The sequence below is a fragment of the Actinomadura pelletieri DSM 43383 genome, assembly GCF_003634705.1.
Lineage (GTDB): Bacteria > Actinomycetota > Actinomycetes > Streptosporangiales > Streptosporangiaceae > Spirillospora > Spirillospora pelletieri.
The window spans coordinates 91,892-116,306 of the sequence record NZ_RBWU01000009.1 but is presented as its reverse complement, the minus strand read 5'-3'; the positions used below and the strand labels follow the sequence as shown (position 1 = coordinate 116,306).

The window sequence follows — 24,415 nt, the reverse complement described above, 5'->3', positions numbered from 1 at the left end:
GCACTGGCTTTTAACACGCTGTTGAGTTCTCAAGAAACGGACACCCACCGCGCCCGAACCCGCTTCCGCGAGCCCCGGCTCCGGGGCAACCCTTCAAGCCTATTCGATCCGTCCAGTTTGTCAAACTCTGGGCGGTTCGTCCCCACACGTCCTATTCAGGGCAAGGAGCAAGTCTTCACCCTTGAGGTTCGTGTGAGGTTCCCCCCGAGGTCGGCCGCTGTTCAGCGTCCCGCTCCCCCGTGGGGCGTGTAGAACATTAAGCCCCGCCGCAGGGGCAGTCAAATCGGCCCCGCGGCTACGAAACCCCAGTTCACGTACGGTTTTCAAGACTCTCACCATGCCCAGCACGGGCTCGTTGTAACCGCACTGTGACGTGTATCTACCGAAGTTTGCCCCTGGCATGGCGACCGCCTACCCGAAGAGGCTCCGGGTAGGCGGTCACGGACGGGCTCAGCGCCCGGTCACCTCGACCCCGCCGACATTGCGCTTTCCGCGGCGGAGGACGAGGAACCGGCCGTGGAGGAGGTCGGACGCGGCCGGGACGGCGTCCTCCGACTCGACCTTCCGGTTGTTGAGGTAGGCGCCGCCCTGGGCGATCGCCCGCCGGGCCTCGGACTTGCTCTTGCACAGCCCGGACGCCGCGAGGAGGTCGACCACGGTCGGCAGCTCACCCGGCGGAACCTCCGCTCGGGGGACCTCGGCGAGCGCGGCCTGCAGCGTGCGTTCGTCCAGTTCCTCCAGGACGCCCTGACCGAACAGGGCGCGGGAGGCGGCCATCACCCGGGCGGTCTCGTCCGCGCCGTGGACGAGCGTGGTCATCTCCTCGGCCAGGGCCCGTTGCGGGGCCCGGGCGGCCGGCCGGTCGACGCCCTGTTTGACCAGGTCGTCGATCTCCTCGTGCGGGCGGAAGCTGAAGACCTTCAGGAAGTTCTCCACGTCCCGGTCGTCGGTGTTGATCCAGAACTGGTAGAACGCGTACGGCGAGGTCAGTTCGGGGTCGAGCCAGTAGGTCTCGCCACCGGCGGTCTTGCCGAACTTGGACCCGTCGGCCTTGGTGAGCAGCGGTGTGGTGAGGGCGTGCGCGGTGCCGCCCTCGACGCGGCGGATCAGGTCGACTCCGGCGGTGAGGTTGCCCCACTGGTCGCTGCCGCCCGTCTGCAACCGGCACCCGTACCGCCGGTACAGCTCGAGGAAGTCCATCGACTGGAGCAGGACGTAGCTGAACTCGGTGTAGCTCATGCCGGTGGTGTCGAGACGGGACTTGACGGTCTCGCGGGCCAGCATCCGGTTGACGGGGAAGTGCTTGCCGATGTCGCGGAGGAACTCGATCGCGGACATGGGGCCCGTCCAGTCGAGGTTGCTGACCATCAGCGCGCCCGTGGGTCCCTCGTCGAAGTCGAGGAACTTCGACACCTGGCCGTGGATGCGCTCGACCCATCCGGCGACGGTCTCCTCGGAGTTGAGGACGCGTTCGGTGCTCTTGCCGCTCGGGTCGCCGATCAGTCCGGTGGCGCCGCCGACCAGCCCGATGGGCCGGTGGCCCGCCTTCTGGAAGCGGCGCAGGGTGAGGATCTGGATCAGGTTGCCGAGGTGCAGCGACGGGGCCGTCGGGTCGAATCCGCAATAGAGCGTGACCGGTCCCGCGGCGAGCAGGGCCCGCAGTTCGTCCAGGTCGGTGGACTGCGCGATCAGGTCGCGCCACGCGAGATCGTCCAGGATGTCGGTCACGGTCTTTCCTCGTCTCCGGCTTGCTTTCCTGACGTCCGCCAGTCTGGCCAGCGGTCTGTTGTCACGCTAACGATATTCAGCTTCCGCCCGCGAAGTACCGGGCGGAGACGCACAGCCCGTGCGCCAAGGTGAACGTCACGCGGACTCCCTCGCCATCGCTGTTCACAGACCTGAGGACGATATGGCCCCCGTGATCGCCGATGTCGTGGGCCAGGCGGTGCTGTCGCCGCTGGTAAGGCGGGTTCAGTCGTCCACGGTGACCTTCTTGCGCCGCCTCGGGACGTGCGCGCGGTACGGGGAGACGGTGGGGTCGCCGTCGATCCAGAACCGCCATGGCACCTCCTTGGCGCCGTTCACGCCGGTGCGGGGGCCGGTCCTGATGAGCGCGGGGTCGGCGGGGGTGCCCTCGTGGACGGTGAGCGGGCCGCCGGGACCGCAGACGTCCAGGCCGTTCTGCTCGCGGGCGATGCCGAGCGCCTGGCAGAGGCGGGCGGGGCCGCGGGCCAGGTCGCGGTCGGACGAGCGCGCGCGCCGGGCCCGTGCCGTGTCCTCCCCCGCGATGATCTCGCCCGCGCGGAGCAGCACCGCCATGGACGTCCCGTCCGGCCCGCACACGAGGTTCACGCAGAAGTGCATGCCGTAGGTGAAGTAGACGTAGGCGTGGCCGGGCGGCCCGAACATCACCGCGTTCCGCGGCGTCCGGCCGCGGTAGGCGTGGGAGGCGGGGTCGAGCGGGCCCGCGTACGCCTCGACCTCGGTGAGCCTGACGGCGACCTCCCCCTCGGGGGTGCGGTGCGCGAGCACCTGCCCGAGCAGGGAGGGCGCCACCTCGTCGACGGGACGGTCGAAGAAGTCCCGTGGCAGCAACGGTCCGTCCATGGCCTCACACCCTATGGCGGCCGTGCGGGTCAGGCGTCCGAACCGGCGGCCCATTCGGCGTGGGCGTTGACGAGGGCGCGCAGCGCGTCGAGCTGCTCGCGGACGCGGTCGGGCGCGGTACCGCCGTGGGCCTTGCGCGACGCGAGCGCCCCCTGGACGTTGAGGACCTCGCGGACGTCCGGGGTCAGGTGCGGGGACACCTTGCCGAGTTCCTCGTCGGTCAGGTCGTCGAAGTCCTTGTCGTGGACCTGGCACCAGACGACGAGATGGCCGACGACCTCGTGGGCGTCGCGAAACGCGACACCGCGCCGGACGAGGAGTTCGGCGAGGTCGGTGGCGAGCGCGAACCCGTCCGGGGCGAGGGCCTCCAGGCGTTCGGTGTTGACCCGCATGGTCGCGATCAGTCCGGACATGGCGGGCAGGACGAGCAGCAGCGTCTCGACGGCGTCGAACACGCCCTCCTTGTCCTCCTGCAGGTCACGGTTGTAGGTGAGCGGCAGGCCCTTGAGGGTGGTGAGCAGGCCGACGAGGTGGCCGATGAGCCGGCCCGCCTTGCCGCGCGCCAGCTCGGCGACGTCGGGGTTCTTCTTCTGCGGCATGATCGACGACCCGGTGGCGTAGGTGTCGTCCATCTCGATCCAGCGGAACTCCTGCGAGGCCCACAGGCAGATCTCCTCGCCGAGCCGCGACAGGTGGACGCCGATGAGGGCGGCGGCGAAGAGGAACTCGGCGACGAAGTCGCGGTCGGCGACCGCGTCCATGGAGTTGGGCGCGGCGCTGTCGAAGCCGAGTTCGGCGGCGGTGGCCTGCGGGTCCAGCGGCAGGGACGAGCCGGCGAGGGCGCCGGAGCCGAGCGGGGAGACGGCGGCGCGCCGGTCCCAGTCGCGGAGCCGGTCGACGTCGCGGGTGAGCGGCTGGACGTGCGCGAGGAGCTGGTGGGAGAACAGCACGGGCTGCGCGTGCTGCAGATGCGTCATGCCGGGCGCGGCGACACCGAGGTTGTGCTCGGCCTGGGCGATCAGCGCGGTCTCCAGCTCCACCAGCCGGGACACGATCTGGCGGGCGTGGTCGCGCAGGTAGAGGCGCAGGTCGGTGGCGACCTGGTCGTTGCGGCTGCGGCCCGCGCGGAGCTTGCCGCCGAGGGCGCCGAGCCGTTCCAGCAGCCCGCGTTCGAGGGCGGTGTGGACGTCCTCGTCGGCGACGGTGGGCCGGAACTCGCCGGTCCGGCACGCCTCCTCCAGGTCGTCCAGGGCGCCGAGCATGCGCGTGAGCTCCTCGTCCGTCAGCAGCCCGGCCCGGTTGAGGACGCGGGCGTGCGCGCGTGAGCCCATCAGGTCGTAGGGGGCGAGCCGCCAGTCGAACTGGACGCTCACCGAGAGCCGCGCCAGCGCGTCCGACGGTCCGCCCTCGAACCGGCCGCCCCACAGCCGCGTCGGTGCCTTCGTCACGAAAATCCTCTTCTTCCCGCCACTGAACGTTGTCGTCTCATCTGACCACGACCATCTCACCATGTCGGCGCGTACACGCACGACCGGGGGACGCCGCGGTCACGGCGTCCCCCGGGGTGGGTCCCGACGCCCGGGTCAGGCCTCCCGGTCGCGCTTGGCGGCGATCTTGCTGGGGAGTCCCCAGAGTTCGACGAAGCCCTTGGCGAGGCTCTGGTCGAAGGTGTCGCCGGTGTCGTAGGTGGCGAGGTCGTAGCTGTAGAGGGACGCGTCGCTGCGCCGTCCGGTGACGACGGCGCGGCCGCCGTGCAGCGTCATCCGGACGTCGCCGGACACGTGCTTCTGCGCGTCGGCGATGAACGCGTCCAGGGAGTCCTTCAGCGGGGAGAACCAGAGGCCGTCGTAGACGAGCTCGCCCCACCGCTGGTCGACCGAGCGCTTGAAGCGGGCGAGGTCGCGTTCGACGGTGACGTTCTCCAGCTCCATGTGCGCGGTGATCAGCGCGATCGCGGCGGGCGCCTCGTAGACCTCGCGGCTCTTGATGCCGACGAGCCGGTCCTCGACCATGTCGATGCGGCCGACGCCCTGCGCGCCGGCGCGCCGGTTCAGCTCGGCGATGATCTGGTACGGGGTGAGCGGGCGTCCGTCCAGCGCGACGGGCACGCCGGACGCGAAGGTGATGACGACCTCGTCGGCCTCGCGCGGCTCGGCGGGGTCGGCGGTGTAGTCGTAGACGTCCTCGATCGGCCCGTTCCAGATGTCCTCCAGGAATCCGGTCTCGACGGCGCGGCCCCACAGGTTCTGGTCGATGGAGTACGGCGACTTCGCCGACACGTCGATCGGCAGGCCCTTCTCCTCGGCGAACGCGATGGCCTTGTCGCGCGTCCACGCGAAGTCGCGGGCGGGCGCGATGACCTTCAGGTCGGGGTTCAGCGCGGACAGTCCGGCCTCGAACCGGACCTGGTCGTTGCCCTTGCCGGTGCAGCCGTGCGACACGGTCGTCCCGCCGAACTGCTCGGCGGCGGCGACGAGGTGCTTGACGATCAGCGGCCGGGACAGCGCGGACAGCAGCGGGTAACGGTCCATGTAGAGGGCGTTGGCCTGCATGGCGGGGACGCAGAAGTCGGCGGCGAACTCCTCCCTGGCGTCCACGACGACGGACTCGGCGGCGCCGCAGGCGAGGGCCCGCTTGCGGATGCTCTCCAGGTCCTCGCCGCCCTGGCCGACGTCGACGGCGACGGCGATGACGTCCCCGCCGGTCTGCTCGGCGAGGTACGGGATGGCGACGGAGGTGTCCAGACCCCCGGAGTACGCGAGGACGACGCGCTCGCTCATGATCGTTGTCTCCTGTGAAGTGTGCGTGAAGTTTCGGTGAGGTGGGATGGGGCCGCGGGCGGCCCTAACTTCGTCGTTCGCGCCCGTTCGTCAGCTTCAGCAGCGCCTGCGCGACGTCGTCGCCGCCGTCCGGGTCGCGGGCGATGACGAGGATCGAGTCGTCGCCGGCGACGGTGCCGAGGATGGACGGCCATTCGGCGTGGTCGATCGCCGAGGCCAGGTACTGCGCGGCGCCCGGTGGGGTCCGGACCATGACCAGGTTGGCCGACGCCTCCGCGGAGACGAGCAGTTCCGCGGCGAGCCGGGAGAGGCGTCCGGTGAAGGTCTCGGCGTTGCCCGTGCGGGCGCGCCTGATCCGTTCACCGCCCTCTCCGGGGACGGCGTAGAGCAGGCTGCCGTCGTCGGCGCGCAACCGTACCGCGCCGATCTCCACCAGGTCGCGCGACAGCGTGGCCTGGGTGACGTCGACGCCCTCGTCGGCGAGCAGGCCCGCGAGTTCGGCCTGCGAGTGGACGGGGTGCCGGGTCAGCAGCTCGATCACCCGGGCGTGCCGGGCGGCCTTGGTCATGGGGGTCGTCACCGGGAGCGCTCCAGCAACCAGATCAGCAGCGCCTTCTGGGCGTGCAGCCGGTTCTCCGCCTCGTCCCAGACCCGGCTGCGTGGGCCGTCCAGGACGGAGGCGGCGATCTCCTTGCCGCGGTAGGCGGGCAGGCAGTGCAGGACGATCGCGTCGGGGTCGGCGAGGGCGAGCAGGTCCTCGGTGACGGCGTACGGCTCGTAGCGGGCGGTGTCCTTGCCGTCCTGGCCCATGGACACCCAGGTGTCGGTGGCGAGGACGTCGGCGCCGGCGGCGGCCTTGGCGGCGTCGTCGTGGACGGTCACCGACCCGCCGGTCGCGGCCGCGATCTCGGTGGCGCGGGCGACGACGGCCGGGTCGGGCGGCTGGGACGCGGGCGCGCCGACACGGACGTGCATTCCGGCGGTGGCGCAGCCGAGGAGGTAGGAGTGGGCCATGTTGTTGGCGCCGTCGCCGAAGTAGGCGAGGGTGACTCCGGCGAGGTCGCCCGTGGTCTCCCGGACGGTCTGCAGGTCGGCGAGGACCTGGCAGGGGTGGAACCCGTCGGTGAGGGCGTTGACGACCGGGACGGTCGTGCCCGCGGCCATCGCGTCGATCCGCTCCTGCCCGGCCGTCCGCCACACGATCGCGCTGACCTGGCGTTCCAGGACGCGGGCGGTGTCGGCGATGGTCTCACCGCGGCCGAGCTGGCTGGTCACCGCGTCCATCACGAGCGGGTTGCCGCCGAGTTCGGCGATGCCGACGGTGAACGACAGCCGGGTCCGGGTGGACGGCTTGTCGAACAGGACGGCGACGGACCGGGGGCCCTCCAGCGGCCGGAACCGGAACCGGTCCCGCTTCACCTCCACGGCGAGGTCGAGCACCTCGGCCTGCTCGGCGGGGGTGAGGTCGTCGTCCCGGAGAAAGTGCCTGGTCGTGGTCATGGTCAGCTCTCCGTCCCGGGGGCGGCGGCGTCGAGGATCGCGGGGAGGGCGCCGGTGAACGACCGTGCCTCGTCGGCGGTGAGGATCAGCGGCGGCGCGATCCGCAGCGCGTCCGGCTGGAGCGCGTTGATCAGGAAGCCGGCGTCGCGGGCCGCCGCCTCGACGGCGGCGGCGTGCGGGCCGGTGAGGACGGCGGCGCGCCACAGCCCGCGGCCCCGCTCCCCGGCGAGCAGCGGATGGTCGATGGCGGCGAGGCCGGACGCCAGGGTCTCCCCCACGGCGGCGGCGTTGGCGAGCAGGCCGTCCCGTTCGACGGTGGTGAGGACGGCGAGCGCGGCGGCGGCGCCGACGGGGTTGCCGCCGAAGGTGCTGCCGTGGTCGCCCTTGGCGAACAGGTCGCCGTGCGGCCCGAACGCGACGCACGCCCCGATCGGCAGGCCGCCGCCGAGGCCCTTGGCGAGGGTGAGGACGTCCGGCCTGGCGTTCTCGTGCTGGAACGCGAACCAGGCGCCCGTGCGGCCGATCGCGGACTGGATCTCGTCGGCGACGAACAGCGCGCCGGTGGCGTCGCAGATCTCCCGGACGGCGGCGAAGTACCCGGCGGGCGGCGGGACGACACCCGCCTCCCCCTGCGTGGGCTCCATGAACACGGCCGCGCAGTGCTCGTCGACCGCGGCCTTGAGCGCGTCGACGTCACCGTAGGGGACGAACCGGACGTCGATTCCGAACGGCCCGAACGGCTCCCGGATCGCCGCCTTCCCGGTCAGCGCCAGCGCTCCCATGGTGCGGCCGTGGAACCCGTTCTCCGACGCGACGAAGTAGGTGCGTCCGTTCGCCTTGCCGTACTTCACGGCGAGTTTCAGCGCGCACTCGTTCGCCTCCGTGCCGCTGTTGGAGAGGAACACCCTGCCGTCGCCGTCCAGCAGTTCGAGGAGCCGCTCGGCGAGCAGCACCTCGGGTTCGTGCAGGAACAGGTTGGAGGTGTGCGCCAGCGTCGCGACCTGCGTCGACACCGCCTCGACGAGGGCCGGGTGGGCGTGCCCCAGCGAGCTGACCGCGATTCCGGCGATCAGGTCGAGGTACTCGTGGCCGTCGACGTCCCACACCCGGCTGCCCGCGCCGCGTGCCAGCGCCACCGGGGGAACGCCGTAGTTCGGCATGAACGCGGCCTCGAACCGGGCCTTGAGGTCGCTCATGCCCGCTCCTCCGCGAGTTCCGGCGCGGACTCCCGCCCGAGGGGGACGCCCGGGGGGCTGGGCAGCACCATCGTTCCGATCCCTTCGTCGGTGAAGATCTCCAGCAGCAGGGAGTGCGGGACGCGGCCGTCCAGCACATGGGCCTGCGGGACGCCGCCGCGCACGGCCGTCAGGCAGGCCTCCATCTTCGGGACCATCCCGGCCGACAGGTCGGGCAGCAGCACCGCGAGTTCGTCGGTGGTCAGCCGGTCGATCACATCGTCGCTGTCGGGCCAGTCGGCGTAGAGGCCCTCGACGTCGGTGAGCACGACGAGCTTGGTGGCGTCCAGCGCGACGGCCAGCGCGGCGGCCGCGGTGTCGGCGTTGACGTTGTAGACCTCGCCGTCGTCGCCGCGCGCGATGCTGGAGATCACCGGGATGCGGCCGTCGTCCAGCAGCGACCGCACGGCCCCGACCTGGACCTCCACGATCTCGCCGACCTGGCCGATGTCGACGGGCTCGCCGTCCACGACCGCGTGCTTGCGCTCGGCGGTGAACAGGTTGGCGTCCTCGCCGGACATGCCGATCGCGAACGGGCCGTGCCGGTTGATCAGGCCGACGACGTCGCGCTGCACCTGTCCGGTGAGCACCATCCGGACGACCTCCATGGCCTCCGGGGTCGTCACCCGCAGCCCGGCGGTGAACGTCGAGTCGATGCCGTTGCGGGCGAGCGCCGCGTTGATCTGCGGGCCGCCGCCGTGCACGATCACCGGCTTCAGCCCGGCGTAGCGGAGGAACACGACGTCCTCGGCGAAGGAGTGCCGCAGCCGCTCGTCGGTCATCGCGTGCCCGCCGTACTTGATCACGACGGTGCGGCCGTGGAACCGCTCCAGCCACGGCAGCGCCTTGATGAGCGTCTCCGCCTTGGCCAGCACGCCCGCCCGGTTCTTGCGCATCTCCGCGCCCGAGGTGACCGCGCTCATGTCGAGTACGCCGAGTTCTCGTGGACGTAGTCGGCCGTGAGGTCGGTCGTCCAGACGGTCGCGCTGTGCGGGCCCGCCGACAGGTCGACGGTGATCGTCACGTCGCGGGGGCGCAGGTCGACCTTGGCGCGGTCGTCGCCGAACGAGCCGTTCCGGCACACCCACACGCCGTTGATCGCGACGTTGAGCTCGTCGGGCTCGAACACCGCGTCGGTGGTGCCGACCGCGGACAGGACGCGGCCCCAGTTCGGGTCCTCGCCGTGGATGGCGCACTTGAGCAGGTTGTTGCGGGCGATGGAGCGTCCGACGGTGACCGCGTCGGTGTCGGACGCGGCGCCGACGACCTCGATCGCGATGGCCTTGGACGCGCCCTCGGCGTCCACGAGCAGCTGCCGGGTCAGATCGCCGCACACCTCGGTGAGCAGCGCGGTGAACTCGTCCTCGGCGGGGACGACACCGGAGGCGCCGGAGGCCATCAGCAGCACGGTGTCGTTGGTGGACATGCAGCCGTCGGAGTCGAGCCGGTCGAGGGTGACGCCGGTCGCCGCGCGCAGCGCCCGGTCCAGGGCGTCGGCGGGCAGGTCGGCGTCGGTGGTGACGACGCACAGCATCGTCGCCAGGGACGGGGCGAGCATTCCGGCGCCCTTCGCCATCGCGCCGATCCGGTAGCCTCCGGCGCCCTGCCGGAAGGAGATCTTGGCGACGGTGTCGGTGGTGCGGATCGCGTCGGCGGCGGCGAGCCCGCCGTCGCCGCGCGACAGCTCGGCGGCGGCCTTGTCGACCCCGGGCAGCAGCAGGTCCATCGGGAGCCGCTCGCCGATCAGGCCGGTGGAGCAGACCGCGATCTCCCCGGCCGAGTCGTCCAGGACGCCCGCGACCTTCTCGGCGGTGGCGTGGGTGTCCTGGAAACCGGGGGACCCGGTGCAGGCGTTGGCGCCCCCCGCGTTCAGCACGACCGCGCGGACTCGCCCGCCCCTGAGGACCTGCTCCGACCACAGCACCGGCGCGGCCTTCACCCGGTTGCGGGTGAAGACCCCCGCCGCGGCGCGGGACGGCCCGTCGTTGACGACGAGGGCCAGGTCGCGGTTTCCGCTGGGCTTGAGGCCGGCGACGACTCCGGCGGCGCGGAAGCCCAGGGGGGCGGTGACGCTCAAGGGGACACTCCGATCGTGGTCAGCCCGAGTTCTTCCGGGAGGCCGAGGGCGAGGTTGGCGCTCTGCACGGCGCCGCCCGCGGTGCCCTTGGTGAGGTTGTCGACGGCGGCGACGGCGACGACGCGTCCGGCGGTCTCGTCGAGCGCGACCTGGAGGAGGACGGTGTTCGCGCCGAGCGTCATGGACGTGGCGGGCCACTGTCCGTCCGGCAGCAGCCCGACGAACGGCTCACCGGCGTACGCCTCATCGTATGCGGCGCGCAGCGCGGTCGCGGTGACGCCGGGTCGGGCCTTGGCCGTGCAGGTGGCGAGGATGCCCCGGCTCATCGGCGCGAGCGTCGGGGTGAACGACACCGTCACCGGTTCGCCCGCGACGCCGCTGAGGTTCTGCACCATCTCCGGTGTATGCCTGTGCGTTCCGCCGACCGCGTAGGCGGAGACCGAGCCCATCACCTCGCTGCCCAGCAGGTGCGGCTTGAGCGCCCGCCCGGCGCCGGAGGTGCCGGACGCGGCGACCACGACCACGTCGGGTTCGGCGAGGCCGGCGGCGAGCGCCGGGAACAGCGCGAGGGACACGGCCGTCGGGTAGCAGCCGGGGACGGCGACGCGGGTCGCGCCGCGCAGGGCGTCCCGGTGGCCGGGCAGTTCGGGCAGCCCGTAGGGCCAGGTGCCCGCGTGGGGCGTCCCGTAGAACCTCTCCCAGGCGGCGGGGTCGGTGAGCCGGTGGTCGGCGCCGCAGTCGATGACAAGGACGTCCTCGCCGAGTTCGGCGGCGAGCGGCGCCGAACTTCCGTGCGGAAGCGCCAAAAACACCACGTCGTGGCCGGACAGGGTCTCCGGGGTCGTCTCGGCCAGCACACGTCCGGCCAGGGATCGCAGATGGGGCTGGTGCGCGCCGAGTTCGGTGCCCGCGTTGGAGCCCGCGGTCAGCGCGCCGATCTCGAACTCCGGATGTCCCGCCAGGATGCGCAGCAGCTCACCGCCCGCGTAGCCGCTGGCGCCGGCGACCGCCGTCCGGATTCCCATGTGCTCACTCCGCCCCTCGATGTACCAGGCAAGAGTATGCATGACAGTGAAAGATTATTCAACCGCCAGACTTAATTAGAGGACTAATGATTTGCCCTCTAAAAATCAGGGGGCTAACATCGGCCGCCATGGAGAACTCCGAGTTCTGCGGGCTACGGGCGGTCGGTCCGGCGGAGGAGTGGCCGATCGGGCAGCTGTTCACGGTGGCCGCGCGGTTGTCGACGCCCGCCACGTGGCGGGTCATCAGCCGGCACGGCATGAGCCCGGTCGGGTTCTTCCTGCTGCGCCAGCTCATCGTCGAGGACGGCCTGCGCCCGAGCGAGGTCGCCAAGCGGCTGGCCGTCACCCCGGCGACCGTCACCTCGGTGGTCGACACGCTGGAGCGCAACGGGCATGTGCGCCGCGAACGCTCCTACCGCGACCGGCGGGGCGTGATGCTGCGCATCACCGACTCCGGGCGCAGGCTGCTCGCCGAGAAGGCCGAGCCGATCGGCAGCGACCTGGACCGCCTCTACGACGTGGTGGACGAGGGCGACGAGGCCGCCGTCCGACGGTTCCTGCTCAACCTCATCACCCGGTTCGGGACCTGCCCGAACTCCGAAGACGAGACCGACAGAGAAGAAGCGAAGGGAGACGGCGCGTGACCGAATCCCCGGCCGCCGTTCACACGGTCGACCTGCGCAAGACCTATCCCGCGTCCGGGCCGCGTCCGGCGGTGCCCGCGGTGCGGGGCATCGATCTGGACGTCCCGCGCGGCGAGTTCTTCGGGCTGCTCGGCCCGAACGGCGCGGGCAAGTCGACGACCATCGGCATGCTCACCACCCTCGTCACCCCCACCGGCGGCAGCGCGCACGTGTGCGGCCTCGACGTGGTGGACGACGCCGTCGAGATCAAGCGCCGGATCGGCGTCGTGTCGCAGAACAACACCCTCGACAGCGACCTGACCGTCGCCGAGAACCTGGAGTTCCGGGGCCGGTACTTCGGGCTCGGCGCCCGCGACGCCCGCGGGCGCGCCGACGAACTGCTGGAGCTGTTCGGCCTCACCGAGCAGCGCACCGGCAACCCGTTCGAGATCTCGGGCGGGCAGGCCAAGCGCGTCATGATCTGCCGTGCCCTGATGCACGGCCCCGAGGTGCTGTTCCTGGACGAGCCGACCGCCGGCCTCGACCCGCAGACCCGCACCAACCTGTGGGACGTCCTGCGCGGCCTCCAGGCAGCCGGGCAGACGATCGTGCTCACCACCCACTACATGGAGGAGGCGGAGGCGCTCTGCGACCGGGTCGCCGTCGTCGACCACGGCGAGATCCTCGCCAGCGGGACCGTGGACGAGCTGAAGTCCACCGCGGGCGCCGACACCGTCATCACCGTCGCCTACGACACCGCGGCCCCCGCCGGGGTCCGCGCCCTCGCCGACCGGGACGGCATCACCAAGGTCGAGGTCAACGACGGCCAGGTCCGCGTGTTCGCCTCCGACCCGGGCGGCCTGCTCGGCGAACTGGTCACGATCGGCTCCCGCGCCGGTGTCGGCGTCACCGACGCCACCCAGCTGCGTCCCAGCCTGGAGACCGTCTTCCTCACCCTGACCGGAAGGGACTACCGCGAATGAGCGCGTCCACCGCCACCACGGGCGGCGGCACCGGCACCGTGCCCGCCGTCCTGGCCCCGCCGCCGCCCGCGCGGGCGACGATCCCCCGCACCTTCGCCGCGATGATGGCGCGCGAGGCGAGGGTCATGCGCAAGAACTTCCTGTCCACGTTCCTGCGCGTGCTGGTGCAGCCGGTGCTGTTCGTCTTCGTGTTCGCCTACGTCCTGCCGAAGCTCGGCGGCGGTGCGATGGCGGGCGGCCCCGGCGGGCCGACCTTCGCCACGATCCTGGTGCCCGGCCTGGTCGGGTCGTCCATCATCATGCAGGCGATGATGGCGGTGATCTTCCCGCTGATGATGGAGCTGAACTGGCAGAAGTCCATCACCGACCGGGCGCTGGCCCCGGTGCCGATCCCGCTGCTGGGCGTACAGAAGATCGTCGCGGCGGCGGTGCAGGGCCTGATCGGGGGGCTGCTGGTGTTCCCCGCGGTGCTGTTCATCCACGCCGACGGCCAGGCGCCGAAGGTGCACGTGGACAACTGGCCCGTCCTGATCGTGGTGATGGTGTCCGGGGCGCTGCTGTCGGCCGCGGGCGGTCTGCTGCTGGGGACGTTGATGAACCCGCAGAAGGTCCAGATGCTGTTCGCGGTGGTGCTGCTGCCCATGACCATGCTCGGCTGCGTGTACTACCCGTGGTCGGCGCTGGAGGACATCCGCTGGCTGCAGATCGCCAGCCTGTTCAACCCGCTGGTGTACCTCAGCGAGGGGCTGCGCAGCGCGCTGACACCGGACGTCCCGCACATGCCGGCGTGGGTGTTCCTGTTGGCCATTATCGGCGGCACGATTCTGCTGACCTGGGCCGCCATGCGCACCTTCACCAAGCGCGTCCTGACCTGACGAACGGTCCGGAACCTTCCCCCGTCAGGAGGCGTCCCAGTCGTCGAGTGGCACAGGACGAAGACATCGTGTGAAGCTTCACCCATCCTCGGCCGTCTTCGTCCTGTTCACTGTTCCCCACACGACGAGAGCTGGAGCCGCAGATGTCGTTCGGGCCGCCACTGGGCAAACCGCCCTGGTCCGAGCATGTGCGCGAGATCTGGCTGCCGTTACTCGGCGTCGCCGTCCCCGCCTCGGCCGCACTGGCGGGCGCCTACGGCGTCGAGCGTCTCCCGCTGTTCTTCGTCGGGTGCGTCGCCGCGCTGCTCTTCGTGGACGGCGTCCTGTACACGACTGATGTTCGCCGTCTGCACCCTCCCCGGATCCGGCGTGGCGGAGGCGGGGTCGGCGTCGTACTCCGTACCGGACTCGCGGCCCTCACCGGCGCGGCCGTCGCCGTGGTCCTCTTCGTCGGTTGGACGACCGTGCCCCGCGCGGTGTCCTCGGGAACCGTAGGCTGCGGGCCGCCGGCCGAAGTGCCCGTCATGGCCGCGCCGGAGAACATCGACGCGGTCCAGGACCAGGCGGAGAAGTACGCCGAGCACGAGGCCGAACAGGACGGAGACGGCTGCGCGCCCGTCCGCGTGACCGTGTTCGAGGCGCCCCCGCCGGGCGAACTGGAGGCGGCGTTCACGGGAATGTGGGACCTCGCGGAGCGGCCGCGCCCGAAGGTCTGGGTGCCCGGGACCCGCGCCGCGGTGAGCCTCGCCACCGGCGAGCCCCTGACCGACCTGCGTCCCGACGGAACGTGGATCCGGCCGCTCGGCGGGAGCCGGGCGCGGCTGCGGACCGACGGGAGCTTCGGGACGCCGTCGCCCCTGGTGCTCGCCGCGTCCCGGCGAGTCGTGGAGAGTCTCGGCCTCACCGGCGCCGGGTCGGTGTCGTGGAACGGCCTGCTCGGCCGGACGACCCGTCTGGTCCTGCCCCGTCCGGAGCGGACCGAGTCGGGGCTGGCCGGTGTCTTCGCGCTCTTCAGCGGCAGCGTCGGCGACGACGGCGCGGCGCAGGCGCGGCGGCGGGAGCTGTTCAACATGATCGACCGTGACGGCGGCGTGCCCGACGACCCCGGCGAGTCGCTGTGCCGGCTTCGCGAACTGGACGCGGACGACGCCACGATCGCCGTGGCGTTCGTGCCGCTGGCCTCCATCGAGGCGTACAACTCCGGCCTGCCCTGCGGGGTCTCCGTCCTGCCCCGGGAGGAACATCTGGTGACGCTGCGTCCCAGCGGATGGACCCCGGCGGTCGACCGGCCCATCGTGCAGGTCCGCTGGGGCGGCGAGGACGAGGAGGGGAACCGGTTCGCGGACGGGTTCGGCGACTGGCTCGCCCGCCACGGCCCGCCACCGGCCAAGGGGCCCGCGGGCTCCACGCTCACACCCGCGCACCTGACGCAGGGCCGGGACCTCATGGCGGAGGCCCGCAGACCGTTCTCCATCGAGTTCCTGCTCGACTACTCGGCGACGATGAACGGGCGCACGCGCGGCGGCACGCGACTCACGAACGCGTTGACGATCATCGACAACGCCCTGACCCGGTTCGGTCGCGGCGACCGGGTGGGCCTGTGGCGTTTTCCCGGCGGCCCGACGGGACGCGCGCCCGCCGTGCTGGTCCCGCACGCGCCCGCCGACGACCCCCAGACCCTGCGGATCAGGACGAAACTGGATCAGCTACGCCGCGCCGACGCCGGAACCACCCCGCTGTACCACGCGATCACCACCGTGGCCGAGCACGGAACCGGCAGGCGCACGCTGGTGGTGCTCACCGACGGGGAGGACGACGACCCGGCGGGCGACGACCTGTCCACCCGGCGGCGGCTCAGGGACGCGCTGGACGACGCGGACAGCCCGGACGTCCACGTCCTCGCGCTGACGGGGGCGGGCTGCGCGAAGGACCTGGTGGCCCTGGAGGCCACCCTGCCCAGGTTCCACTGCGTGGACGGGAAGCGGACCGCCGACGCGATGCTCGACGCGCTGTTCGCCGGCCTGTAGGGAAGGAGCCGGAATGCCGAACCATCTGCGCCTCGCCGCCTTCCTCGGCTTCGCGATCACACTTCTCGCCTTGACCGTCTACGGCGAGACGACGTCGGCGCCGTCCCGGTGCAGGACGGAAGGGCCGCTCACCGTCCTCGGCGGGAGAGACGACACGGGCACGCGCCGCGCGCTCGTCCAGAGCTGGCGGCCCCCGGACGGCATGCGGGCGGAGTTCCGGGAGTTGCCGTTGATCAGCGATCTGGAGCACAGCGAACTGGTCTCCACCGCGCGGTCAGGGAGCTGCTCGGCGGAGGTGTTCCTCATCGACACGCCCTGGATCCCGGAGTTCGTCGAGGCGGGCTACATCGACCCTGTCGGGATCCCCGAACGTGACCTGGGAAGCGTCATCCCGGAGGTCCTCAGCACCGGACGTTTTCGGGACAAGCTCTGGGCCGTTCCGCTGAACACCGACGCGCCGCTGCTCATCTACCGCAAGGACCTGGTCGGGAAGACTCCTCGTACCCATGAGGAGCTGATGGCCGAGGCACGGGCGCTGACCGCACGGCCGGACAGGCCCGTCGCCGGTGGCCTGATGCTCCAGCTCGACGACTACGAGGGGTTCACCGTCAACGTCCTCGAACTGATCCGCGACCACGGCGGGGACATCACCGTGGCCGAGGACGGCACGGTGACGATGGACCGGCAGGCGGTGCTCGCCACGCTCCGCGACGTCGGCGCCGCCATGCGCGGGAACCGCCCGCCGATCTCCCCCGCCTCCCTGGACGCCGACGAGAACGCCGGCATCGACGCCTTCGAACGCGGCGATGTGGCGTTCCTTCGCGACTGGCCCGCCTTCTACACCCAACTGCTCACCGACGGCGCCGAGCTGAGACCGGAGCAGATCGGAGCCGTCCCCTACCCGGGGGAACGGGTCCTCGGCGGGCAGAGCCTCGCCATCGCGGCCTCCCTTCCGGACGACCGCGCCCGCGCCGCCCGCGACCTGATCACCTATCTCACGGACGCGCCGCAGCAGAAGCGGATGTTCGCGTGCGGCGGTCTGGTCCCCGTCCGCGCCGACGTCTACGGGTCGGACGCCGGCGCGTGCGGAAACCAGGGAACCCGGCGCAAGCGTCTCGTCCTGCACGCCGACCCCGAGGTGATCCGGGAGGCGGTCATGGGCGCGCGGGCCCGGCCGTCGTCGGCCTACTACCCGGAGTTCAGCCGGGTCCTGCGGCGGCACCTGCGGGAACGCCTGCGGTGCAGGGCGCTCTCGACATGCCCGGAACCGGCCGATGACGGCGCGTTCCTGGACCGGCTGACCGCCGCCCTGGAGCGGGCGGCGCGCGGCCGGGCCGGCTGAACTCACATCGGATCGACGTCCGACAGGCCCGTCCGGCGGTCCATACGGAGCCAGCGGGTGATGCCGAGCGTCCGCAGGAACGGCACGTCGTGGCTGACCACGATCAGCGCGCCCCGGTAGGCGGCGAGGGCCTGGCCGAGCTGGGCGACGGCGGCCATGTCGAGGTTGTTGGTCGGCTCGTCCAGCAGGAGCAGCCGCGGGGCCGGTTCGGCGAGCAGCAGCGACGCCAGCACGGCACGGAACCGTTCGCCGCCGGACAGGGTTCCGGCGGGCCGCTCGGCGCGGGCGCCGCGGAACAGGAACCGCGCCAGCCCGGCCCTGATCTCCGCCGGCGACGTCGACGGCGCCCGCACGCGGACGTTGTCCATGACGCTGAGCGCCTCGTCGAGGACGTCGAGCCGCTGCGGCAGGTACCGGACGCCGTCCACGCCGACCGTGACGGCGACCCCTTCGGGGGCGCGGTCGCCGGTCAACGCGCGCAACAACGTGGTCTTGCCCGAGCCGTTCGGGCCGGTGAGCGCGATTCGCTCCGGACCGCGAACGACCAGCTCGGTGAGGGTCGCGACATCCGGTTCGGGGGCGCCGAGCCCTGTCACGGTCGCGACCGTCCGCCCGGCGGGGACGTCGGTGGCGGGCAGCTCGATGCGGATCTCCTCGTCGGCGCGAACCGCGTCCTCCGCCTCGGCCAGCCGCGTCCTGGCGTCGGCCAGGCGCTCCTCGTGCATGATGCGGTGCTTGCCCGCCGACTCCTGCGCCTGCCGTTTGCGGGCGCCCATCACGATCTTCGGTTCGCGTTTGTTCTCGTACATCTTGGCGCCGTACCGGCGGCGCCGGGCCAGCTTGACGTGGGCCTCCTCCAGTTCGCGTTTCTGCCGGCGCAGGTCGGTCCCGGCGGCCCGGACGGTCCGTTCCGCGGCCTCCTTCTCGACCGCGAGCAGTTCCTCGTAGGCGGACAGGTTCCCGCCGAAGGTCCGGACGGCGCCGTCGCGCAGGTCGGCGATCTCGTCGACCCGGTCGAGCAGCTCCCGGTCGTGGCTGACGACGACCAGGACGCCCGTCCACGACTCGACCGCGTCGTAGAGGCGGCGCCGCGCGTCCAGGTCGAGGTTGTTGGTCGGCTCGTCCAGCAGCAGGACGTCCGGGCGGGCGAGGAGATGCGCCGCGAGCCCGGTCAGCACGGCCTCCCCGCCCGACAGCGTCGGGACGGTCCGGTCCAGGTGCAGATGGCCGAGGCCGAGCCTGCCGAGTTCGGCGTGGGCGCGTTCCTCGACGTCCCAGTCATCCCCCACGGCGGCGAAGTTCTCTTCGGTGGCCTCGCCGCGCTCGATGGCGTGCAGCGCCGCACGGGTCCCGGCGACGCCGAGCAGGTCGGCGACCGTCGCCGAGTCGTCGAGGACAAGGTTCTGCGGCAGGTACCCGATCTCGCCCTCGACGGTGACCGTGCCCGACGCGGGACGCAGCTCACCGGCGATGATCTTCAGGAGGGTGGACTTGCCGGAGCCGTTGACGCCGACCAGACCCGTCCGGCCGGTGCCGAACGCGACGTCGAGGCCGTCCAGGACGACGGTTCCGTCCTCCCACGCGAACGACAGGTCCGAGCACACGATGGCGTAAGACATGAGGGGTTGCCTCCATGGTGTCGAGCAGGTGCGGGACGCATGGAGACACCGCGGGTCGCGCGACGCGCCGGCGGGCATGAGAAAGCCCGGCGGGACGATGGTCCGCACTGAGGTCACGTGCGCGGGCCGCAGAAACGGCCTCCACGCGGTGTCGGACCTCAGATCCTCAACGGACTCCCCAACCGGGCGACAACAGGACGCCGTCCAACCTACCCGAACCCTTATCGCAACACAAGTAGCGATAAGGGTTCGGTTGTCGGCGCACACGAAGAACGCGCGCCCCGGAGCCGGGGCGCGCGTTCTTCCTCACACGTCGAAGTCCGTCAGCCGCCGCGCAGGACGGCGCCGGTGCGGTCGGACGCCGCCGCCACCGCGGCGTCGCGTACCTGCGACGCCTCCTCGGCGGTGAGCGTCCGGTCCGGGGCGCGGAACCGCAGCGCGTAGGCCAGGGACTTGCGGCCCTCCCCCACCTGCTCGCCGGTGTAGACGTCGAACAGGCGGATCGCCTCCAGCAGGTCTCCCGCGCCGTCGCGCAGCGCCGCCTCCACCTCCCCGGCGGGCACCGTGGAGTCGACGACCAGCGCCACGTCCTGCGTGGCGACCGGGTAACCCGACACATGCGGCGCCCGAACCGGAACCGGGTCGCCCAGGCGACGCAGCTCCAGCTCCATCGCGCACGAGCGCGGCGGCAGCCCGTACGCCTTCGTGACGCGCGGGTGCAGCTCCCCCGCGTGCCCGACGAGCGTGTCGCCCACGTACAGCGCGGCGCAGCGGCCCGGATGCCACGGGGCGTGCCGGTCGGCGCGCGCCGTCAGCTCGACGCCGACCTCGCGGGCCACCGTACGGGCGGCCTCGATCGCGTCCGCCCAGAGCGCCGGGCGGCCCCCGCCCCACCAACCGGACGGCTCCCGGTCACCGGACAGGACCACCGCGACCCGCTGCGGCTGGTCCGGCAGCGCCGCCTCCAGGTCGGCCAGTTCCCCGGGCGTCGGACCGCGGTCGACCGCGAGACGCGGCGCCCGCTCCGGCGCGTCCGGGCGCGGCCGGAACACCGTGCCCATCTCGTACAGGGCGGTGTCGGCGAAGCCGCGTCCCACGTTGAGCGCCAGGGTCTTGAACAGGCCCGGCAGCAGCGTGGTCCGCAGCAGCGGCTCCTCCTCCGACAGCGGGTTCGCCAGCCTCATCGCCCGGCGGCGCGCGTCGTCCGCGGGCAGCTGCAACGCGTCCCAGTCCTTGTCCCCGACGAACGGGAAGGGCAGCACCTCGACGTACCCGGCACCGGCGAGGGCCCGGCCGACCCTGCGGCCCAGCCGCTGCCGGACGGTCAGCCCCTTGCCCGCGGACGGGCGCGGCGCCCGCGCCGGGATGTTCTCGTACCCTTCGAGGCGGATGACCTCCTCGGCGAGGTCGTTGGGGTCGGTGAGGTCGGGACGCCACGACGGCGGCGTCACCGTCAACGTGTCCGCTCCCTCGACCGCGCAGCCGACCTGCTCCAGCCGCCGCACGACGGCGTCCCGCCCGTACGTCACGCCCGCGACCCGGTCGGGATGCCCGGCGGGGATCGTGACGGTGACGGGCTCGACGGGCGCCTCGGCGTGCGTGACACCCGGCATGATCTCCGCGCCGCCGAGGTCGGCGAGCATCCGCACCGCCCGGTACGAGGCGTACAGCGGCAGCTCGCGGTCGACGCCGCGCTCGAACCGGTAGGACGCCTCGCTGTGCAGGCGGTGGCGGCGGCTCATCCGGGCGATCCCGATGGCGTCGAACTGCGCCGCCTCGATCACCATGTCGGACGACCGCTCGTCGATCTCGGTCGCGAGACCGCCCATCGTCCCGGCCATGGAGATCGGCCCCGACTCGTCGGTGATGAGGATGTCCTCGGGGTCGAGGGCCCGCTCGACGTGGTCGAGCGTCTCCAGTTTCTCCCCGGGCTCGGCACGCCGCACCACGATCGGGCCGGTCAGCTTGCCCCGGTCGAAGGCGTGCAGCGGCTGCCCGAGCTCCAGCATCAGGTAGTTGGTGACGTCCACGGCCAGCGACACCGGCCGCATCCCGGCGCGGTGCAGCCGCACCCGCATCCACATCGGGGTCCGCGCGTCCGGGTCGAAACCGCGCACCTCCCGCAACACGAACCGGTCGCACGCGGAGGCGTCACCGATGCTCGCCGGGTAGGACTCACCGTTCTTCGGCGGGAGGTCCACCCGCGCCGGGTCGTGGAACGGCACGTCGTAGGCGATGGCGGCCTCGCGGGCGATGCCGCGGATCGACAGGGCGTAACCGCGGTCGGGCGTGACGGCGATGTCCAGGACGTCGTCGCGCAGCCCGAGCAGCTCCACCGCGTCCGCGCCGACGGGCGTGTCCGGCGGCAGGACGAGGATGCCGCCATGGTCGTCGCCGATGCCCAGCTCGGCGACCGAGCAGATCATGCCCTCCGACATCCGGCCGTAGGTCTTGCGGGCGCCGATCTCGAACCCGCCGGGCAGCACGCCGCCGGGCAGGATCACGACCACACGGTCGCCGACCTCGAAGTTGACGGCGCCGCAGACGATGCTCTGCGGCTCGCCGGTGCCGTTGGCCTGACCGACGTTCACCTGACAGTGCCGGATCGGCTTCTTGAAGCCGGTCAGCTCCTCGATCGCCAGGACCTCGCCGACCACGAGCGGGCCGGTGATGTCGGCACCGGCCTGCTCGACGGTCTCGACCTCCAGGCCCGCCGCGATCAGCTTCTCGGCGAGCGCGCGTCCCGTCACACCGGCGGGCAGCTCGACGTACTCGCGCACCCAGGAAAGCGGGGCCCGCATCAGATCTCCATCCCGAACGGAAGGGTGAACCGCACGTCACCCTCCACGATGTCGTACATGTCCTCCACGCCGTGCCGGAACATCAGCGCCCGCTCGATGCCCAGGCCGAACGCCCAGCCGCTGTAACGGTCCGGGTCGATGCCGCAGGCCACCAGCACCCGCGGGTTGACCATGCCGCAGCCGCCGAGCTCGATCCAGCCCTCCGAACCGCACGTGCGGCACGGGTCGGCGCCCGGCTCGGCGGACGCGCCCCGGCACACGAAGCACTGCATGTCGACCTCGGCCGACGGTTCGGTGAACGGGAAGTAGGACGGCCGGAACCGGGTCTTCAACCCCTCCCCGAACATGCCGGTGACGTAGGCGTCGACCCCGCCGCGCAGGTCGGCCATCGTCAGGCCCTCGTCGACCGCGAGGCCCTCCAACTGGTTGAAGACGGGGCTGTGCGTGGCGTCCAGCTCGTCGGTGCGGAACGTGCGTCCCGGAGCGACCACGTACACCGGCAGTTCCCTGGTCAGCAGCGACCGGATCTGCATCGGGGACGTGTGCGTGCGCATCACCAGGCCCGACTCCTCCGACTCCACGAAGAAGGTGTCCTGCATGGTGCGGGCGGGGTGGTCGGGCAGGAAGTTGAGCGCGTCGAAGTTGAACCACTCCGCCTCGACCTCGGGGCCCTCGGAGACCTCGAAGCCCATCGAGACGAAGACGTCCTCCATCCGCTCCCGCATGGTGGTCAGCGGGTGCCGGGCGCCGCGCGGGGCGCGGTCCCACGGCAGCGTGACGTCGACGGTCTCCTCGACGAGGACGCGCTGGTCGCGTTCCTCCTCCAGTTCGGCCTGGCGCGCCTTCAGCGCCTTGGCGACGGCGCCGCGGGCGGCGCCGATGCGCTTGCCCGCGTCGGCGCGGGCCGCGGGCGGCAGCGCGCCGATCTCGCGGTTGGCGAGGGCCAGCGGGGAACGGTCGCCCGCGTGCGCGAGACGGACCTGCTTCAGCGCGTCGAGGTCGGCGGCGGCGGCGATGGCCGCGAGCGCCTCGTCACGGGCCCGCTCCAGCTCCTCGGGCTGGAGCGCGGACACCTCGACGGGGTCATAGGACTTGTTGGGTGCAGACATGGCTGTGTGATCGACTCCGGTCGGCGTGGGACGCCCGCAGTCTAGTGCGCGGGCGATGAAGATCCGGAAAGCGTGCGCGGAACGCGCCGGCCCGTCAGAAGCCCTGATGCCGGCCGCTGCGCGGCGGCGTACGCCGGCTCAACCGGCGTAGTCGGGGGCCCCTGCGGGCACGGTAAATCGGAACTCGGCGCCGCCGCCGGGCGCCCGCCGCACGGTGATCACACCGCCGTGCGCCTCGACGAGACCCTTGACGATGTAGAGCCCGAGACCGGTGCCGCCTCTGCGGTTGCCGCCGGGACCACGCCAGAACTGCCGGAAGACGCGCGGCACGGCCTCGGGCGGTATGCCCTCGCCCTCGTCCCGCACCGACACGGCCGCTCCCTCCTTGTGCGCGTCCGGCTCCACCACGATGGTGACGGTTCCCGCCCCGTGGCGCACCGCGTTCTCCACCAGGTTACCGAGAATCTGATCCATCTTGTCGGGGTCGAGCCACATCTCGGGCAGTTCGCCGCGGGCCTCGAACCGGAACCGGTCCTCGGGCTCACCGGCGGCGACCCGTCCGGCGATGATCTTTCGGATCTCCTCGGGGAGGTCGACGACCTGGCGGCGCATCTCCAGCCGTCCGGCCTCGATGCGGGACACGTCCAGCAGCTCGGTGATCAACCGGGTGACACGGTCGGCGTCGGCGTTGACGGTCTCCAGCATCACGCGCTTCTGGTCGTCGTTGAAGCGGTGCCACTTGGCCAGCAGCGTCGCGGTGAAGCCCTTGACGCTGGTCAGCGGGGAGCGCAGTTCGTGGGCGACGGTGGAGACGAGGTCGGCGCGGTCGCGTTCCCGGCGGGCGCGGTGCAGGGCGTCGCGCAGGCACACCGTGAACCTTTCCACGCGGCGGTGGGCGTCGCGCCGGTACGCGGCGGTCACCAGGACCTCCGTGCCGTCGGGGAGGAACAGCACGCGCTCGGGGTGCCGGGTGCGGGTGGACAGGCCGTCGTAGGGGGCCAGGCACTTCCACCAGTCGCGGCCCTCGGCGTCGTGCAGCGGAAGGACGTCGCGGAAGTCACGGCCGACGGCGGCCGCGGCGGCGACCCCGGTCATCCGGGTCGCGGCGGCGTTGAACACCTCCACCCGGGCGTCCCGACCGGCGACCATCAGCCCGTCGGGCAGATCGTCCGGGGAGATCCCGGGCGCGCCCGTCCGATGGGGGGGCGGCCCCCCACGCCCCCGGCCCGGGGGCACGCGAGGGGGTTCCTCTCTGCCCACGGCGGCCTCCAGAACACCGAAGAGAACGCGGCCTGTCGAGAAGAGACTCTAGCCGCAGTCGGACGCCTTACGGGACCCGGAAAGCCCTTCGCGGCAAGGCATGTGTAGCCTTCGCGCAGCTCACCGGGACGTGGTGGACGGGTCATGGTCGGCGAGCGCGCCGGTCACGTCCGCGTGGACCGCGAACAGCCGGTCGAGCCCGGTGATGCTCAGCAGCCGCGCCTGCGCGGGACGGACCCGGGCGAGCGCGATCTCACCGCCCGACACCGAGATCCGGTTGTGCGCGGCGACCAGCGCGCCGAGCCCGGCCGCGTCGCAGAACGGAACGCCGGCGAAGTCGGCCACGATGCGGCGCGACCCCTCGCCGTGGATCTCGACGAGGCGGGCGCACAGCGTGTCGGCGGTGCGCAGGTCGATCTCACCGGCCACCGCGACGACGGCCGTGTCGCCCCGAACCCGGGCGATCTCCACGGTCAGCGGGTCCGCGGCGGCCGGCTCCCGAACGCCGGGGGCCGCGACCGGCACCGGGTGCTCGGCGGACACGGGAGCGGT

The 24,415-nt window shown here is 72.1% G+C and carries 20 protein-coding genes; 5 read left to right on the top strand and 15 right to left on the bottom strand.

Annotation, left to right across the window (positions count from 1 at the left end; genetic code table 11):
- Positions 1–450 precede the first annotated feature (450 nt).
- From tyrS to argC, 10 genes are all read right to left on the bottom strand, one after another.
- The gene (gene tyrS, locus BZB76_RS33570; RefSeq protein ID WP_121438472.1) at positions 451–1,728 is read right to left on the bottom strand and encodes a tyrosine--tRNA ligase; all 1,278 of its coding nucleotides are present in this window, start codon (positions 1,726–1,728) and stop codon (positions 451–453) included.
- Between the two features lie 243 nt (positions 1,729–1,971).
- A complete protein-coding gene (locus tag BZB76_RS33565; protein ID WP_121438484.1) occupies positions 1,972–2,607 on the bottom strand; it encodes a DNA-3-methyladenine glycosylase in 636 nt (211 codons plus the stop codon).
- A gap of 29 nt (positions 2,608–2,636) precedes the next feature.
- Positions 2,637–4,055 carry an argininosuccinate lyase gene (gene argH / locus BZB76_RS33560; RefSeq protein ID WP_121438471.1) on the bottom strand — a complete coding sequence of 473 codons (1,419 nt, stop codon included), beginning with the start codon at positions 4,053–4,055 and terminating at the stop codon, positions 2,637–2,639.
- Positions 4,056–4,190: 135 nt separating this feature from the next.
- Positions 4,191–5,387 (bottom strand): argininosuccinate synthase, encoded by a 1,197-nt coding sequence (locus BZB76_RS33555; RefSeq protein WP_121438470.1) that lies wholly within the window; start codon positions 5,385–5,387, stop codon positions 4,191–4,193.
- A 64-nt stretch (positions 5,388–5,451) separates the two neighbouring features.
- Positions 5,452–5,955: an arginine repressor gene (locus BZB76_RS33550; RefSeq protein WP_121438469.1), complete on the bottom strand. Its 504-nt coding sequence runs from the start codon at positions 5,953–5,955 to the stop codon at positions 5,452–5,454.
- 8 nt (positions 5,956–5,963) lie between these two features.
- A complete protein-coding gene (gene argF / locus BZB76_RS33545) occupies positions 5,964–6,887 on the bottom strand; it encodes an ornithine carbamoyltransferase (RefSeq protein ID WP_121438468.1) in 924 nt (307 codons plus the stop codon).
- A gap of 2 nt (positions 6,888–6,889) precedes the next feature.
- A complete protein-coding gene (locus tag BZB76_RS33540) occupies positions 6,890–8,083 on the bottom strand; it encodes an acetylornithine transaminase (protein WP_121438467.1) in 1,194 nt (397 codons plus the stop codon).
- Entirely contained in the window at positions 8,080–9,018 is a 939-nt protein-coding gene (gene argB, locus BZB76_RS33535; RefSeq protein WP_121438483.1) for an acetylglutamate kinase, read from the bottom strand. Before argB ends, BZB76_RS33540 begins: the two co-directional genes overlap by 4 nt.
- 23 nt (positions 9,019–9,041) lie before the next feature.
- Positions 9,042–10,199 (bottom strand): bifunctional glutamate N-acetyltransferase/amino-acid acetyltransferase ArgJ, encoded by a 1,158-nt coding sequence (gene argJ / locus BZB76_RS33530; RefSeq protein WP_121438466.1) that lies wholly within the window; start codon positions 10,197–10,199, stop codon positions 9,042–9,044.
- On the bottom strand, positions 10,196–11,224 hold the full coding sequence (gene argC / locus BZB76_RS33525) for an N-acetyl-gamma-glutamyl-phosphate reductase (protein ID WP_121438465.1): 1,029 nt from the start codon (positions 11,222–11,224) through the stop codon (positions 10,196–10,198). Before argC ends, argJ begins: the two co-directional genes overlap by 4 nt.
- 128 nt (positions 11,225–11,352) lie before the next feature.
- Between argC and BZB76_RS33520 the strand changes: the two genes are divergently transcribed.
- The 5 genes from BZB76_RS33520 (at position 11,353) to BZB76_RS33500 (ending at position 17,074) form a co-directional block, all read left to right on the top strand.
- Positions 11,353–11,868 (top strand): MarR family winged helix-turn-helix transcriptional regulator, encoded by a 516-nt coding sequence (locus tag BZB76_RS33520; protein WP_121438464.1) that lies wholly within the window; start codon positions 11,353–11,355, stop codon positions 11,866–11,868.
- Positions 11,865–12,830 (top strand): ABC transporter ATP-binding protein, encoded by a 966-nt coding sequence (locus BZB76_RS33515; protein ID WP_121438463.1) that lies wholly within the window; start codon positions 11,865–11,867, stop codon positions 12,828–12,830. Before BZB76_RS33520 ends, BZB76_RS33515 begins: the two co-directional genes overlap by 4 nt.
- Complete coding sequence (locus BZB76_RS33510) at positions 12,827–13,705, top strand: ABC transporter permease (protein WP_121438462.1); 879 nt, start codon at positions 12,827–12,829, stop codon at positions 13,703–13,705. The genes BZB76_RS33515 and BZB76_RS33510 overlap by 4 nt, the downstream gene beginning before the upstream one ends.
- Positions 13,706–13,848: 143 nt before the next feature.
- Positions 13,849–15,732: a vWA domain-containing protein gene (locus BZB76_RS33505; protein WP_121438461.1), complete on the top strand. Its 1,884-nt coding sequence runs from the start codon at positions 13,849–13,851 to the stop codon at positions 15,730–15,732.
- 13 nt (positions 15,733–15,745) lie between these two features.
- The gene (locus BZB76_RS33500) at positions 15,746–17,074 is read left to right on the top strand and encodes an extracellular solute-binding protein (protein WP_121438460.1); all 1,329 of its coding nucleotides are present in this window, start codon (positions 15,746–15,748) and stop codon (positions 17,072–17,074) included.
- 2 nt (positions 17,075–17,076) lie between these two features.
- Here BZB76_RS33500 and BZB76_RS33495 read toward each other — a convergent pair whose 3' ends face one another.
- The 5 genes from BZB76_RS33495 to BZB76_RS33475 all read right to left on the bottom strand — a co-directional run bounded on the left by BZB76_RS33495 (position 17,077) and on the right by BZB76_RS33475 (position 24,406).
- Entirely contained in the window at positions 17,077–18,693 is a 1,617-nt protein-coding gene (locus BZB76_RS33495) for an ABC-F family ATP-binding cassette domain-containing protein (protein ID WP_121438459.1), read from the bottom strand.
- 323 nt (positions 18,694–19,016) lie between these two features.
- The gene (pheT, locus tag BZB76_RS33490) at positions 19,017–21,494 is read right to left on the bottom strand and encodes a phenylalanine--tRNA ligase subunit beta (RefSeq protein ID WP_121438458.1); all 2,478 of its coding nucleotides are present in this window, start codon (positions 21,492–21,494) and stop codon (positions 19,017–19,019) included.
- Positions 21,494–22,603 (bottom strand): phenylalanine--tRNA ligase subunit alpha, encoded by a 1,110-nt coding sequence (pheS, locus tag BZB76_RS33485; RefSeq protein WP_121438457.1) that lies wholly within the window; start codon positions 22,601–22,603, stop codon positions 21,494–21,496. The genes pheT and pheS overlap by 1 nt, the downstream gene beginning before the upstream one ends.
- Before the next feature lie 138 nt (positions 22,604–22,741).
- Entirely contained in the window at positions 22,742–23,839 is a 1,098-nt protein-coding gene (locus BZB76_RS33480) for a PAS domain-containing sensor histidine kinase (RefSeq protein ID WP_420534846.1), read from the bottom strand.
- A 144-nt stretch (positions 23,840–23,983) separates the two neighbouring features.
- Positions 23,984–24,406 (bottom strand): STAS domain-containing protein, encoded by a 423-nt coding sequence (locus BZB76_RS33475; RefSeq protein WP_246007375.1) that lies wholly within the window; start codon positions 24,404–24,406, stop codon positions 23,984–23,986.
- Between the last annotated feature and the right edge of the window lie 9 nt (positions 24,407–24,415).

Coding starts and splice junctions, on each gene's coding strand:
- BZB76_RS33495 (WP_121438459.1), bottom strand. CDS start 18,693: ATGTCTTACGCCATCGTGTGCTCGGACCTGTCGTTCGCGTGGGAGGAC.
- BZB76_RS33510 (WP_121438462.1), top strand. CDS start 12,827: ATGAGCGCGTCCACCGCCACCACGGGCGGCGGCACCGGCACCGTGCCC.
- pheS (WP_121438457.1), bottom strand. CDS start 22,603: ATGTCTGCACCCAACAAGTCCTATGACCCCGTCGAGGTGTCCGCGCTC.
- argB (WP_121438483.1), bottom strand. CDS start 9,018: ATGCGCAAGAACCGGGCGGGCGTGCTGGCCAAGGCGGAGACGCTCATC.
- argF (WP_121438468.1), bottom strand. CDS start 6,887: ATGACCACGACCAGGCACTTTCTCCGGGACGACGACCTCACCCCCGCC.
- BZB76_RS33550 (WP_121438469.1), bottom strand. CDS start 5,955: ATGACCAAGGCCGCCCGGCACGCCCGGGTGATCGAGCTGCTGACCCGG.
- argC (WP_121438465.1), bottom strand. CDS start 11,224: ATGGGAATCCGGACGGCGGTCGCCGGCGCCAGCGGCTACGCGGGCGGT.
- BZB76_RS33565 (WP_121438484.1), bottom strand. CDS start 2,607: ATGGACGGACCGTTGCTGCCACGGGACTTCTTCGACCGTCCCGTCGAC.
- BZB76_RS33505 (WP_121438461.1), top strand. CDS start 13,849: ATGTCGTTCGGGCCGCCACTGGGCAAACCGCCCTGGTCCGAGCATGTG.
- BZB76_RS33520 (WP_121438464.1), top strand. CDS start 11,353: ATGGAGAACTCCGAGTTCTGCGGGCTACGGGCGGTCGGTCCGGCGGAG.
- pheT (WP_121438458.1), bottom strand. CDS start 21,494: ATGCGGGCCCCGCTTTCCTGGGTGCGCGAGTACGTCGAGCTGCCCGCC.
- BZB76_RS33500 (WP_121438460.1), top strand. CDS start 15,746: ATGCCGAACCATCTGCGCCTCGCCGCCTTCCTCGGCTTCGCGATCACA.
- BZB76_RS33540 (WP_121438467.1), bottom strand. CDS start 8,083: ATGAGCGACCTCAAGGCCCGGTTCGAGGCCGCGTTCATGCCGAACTAC.
- BZB76_RS33555 (WP_121438470.1), bottom strand. CDS start 5,387: ATGAGCGAGCGCGTCGTCCTCGCGTACTCCGGGGGTCTGGACACCTCC.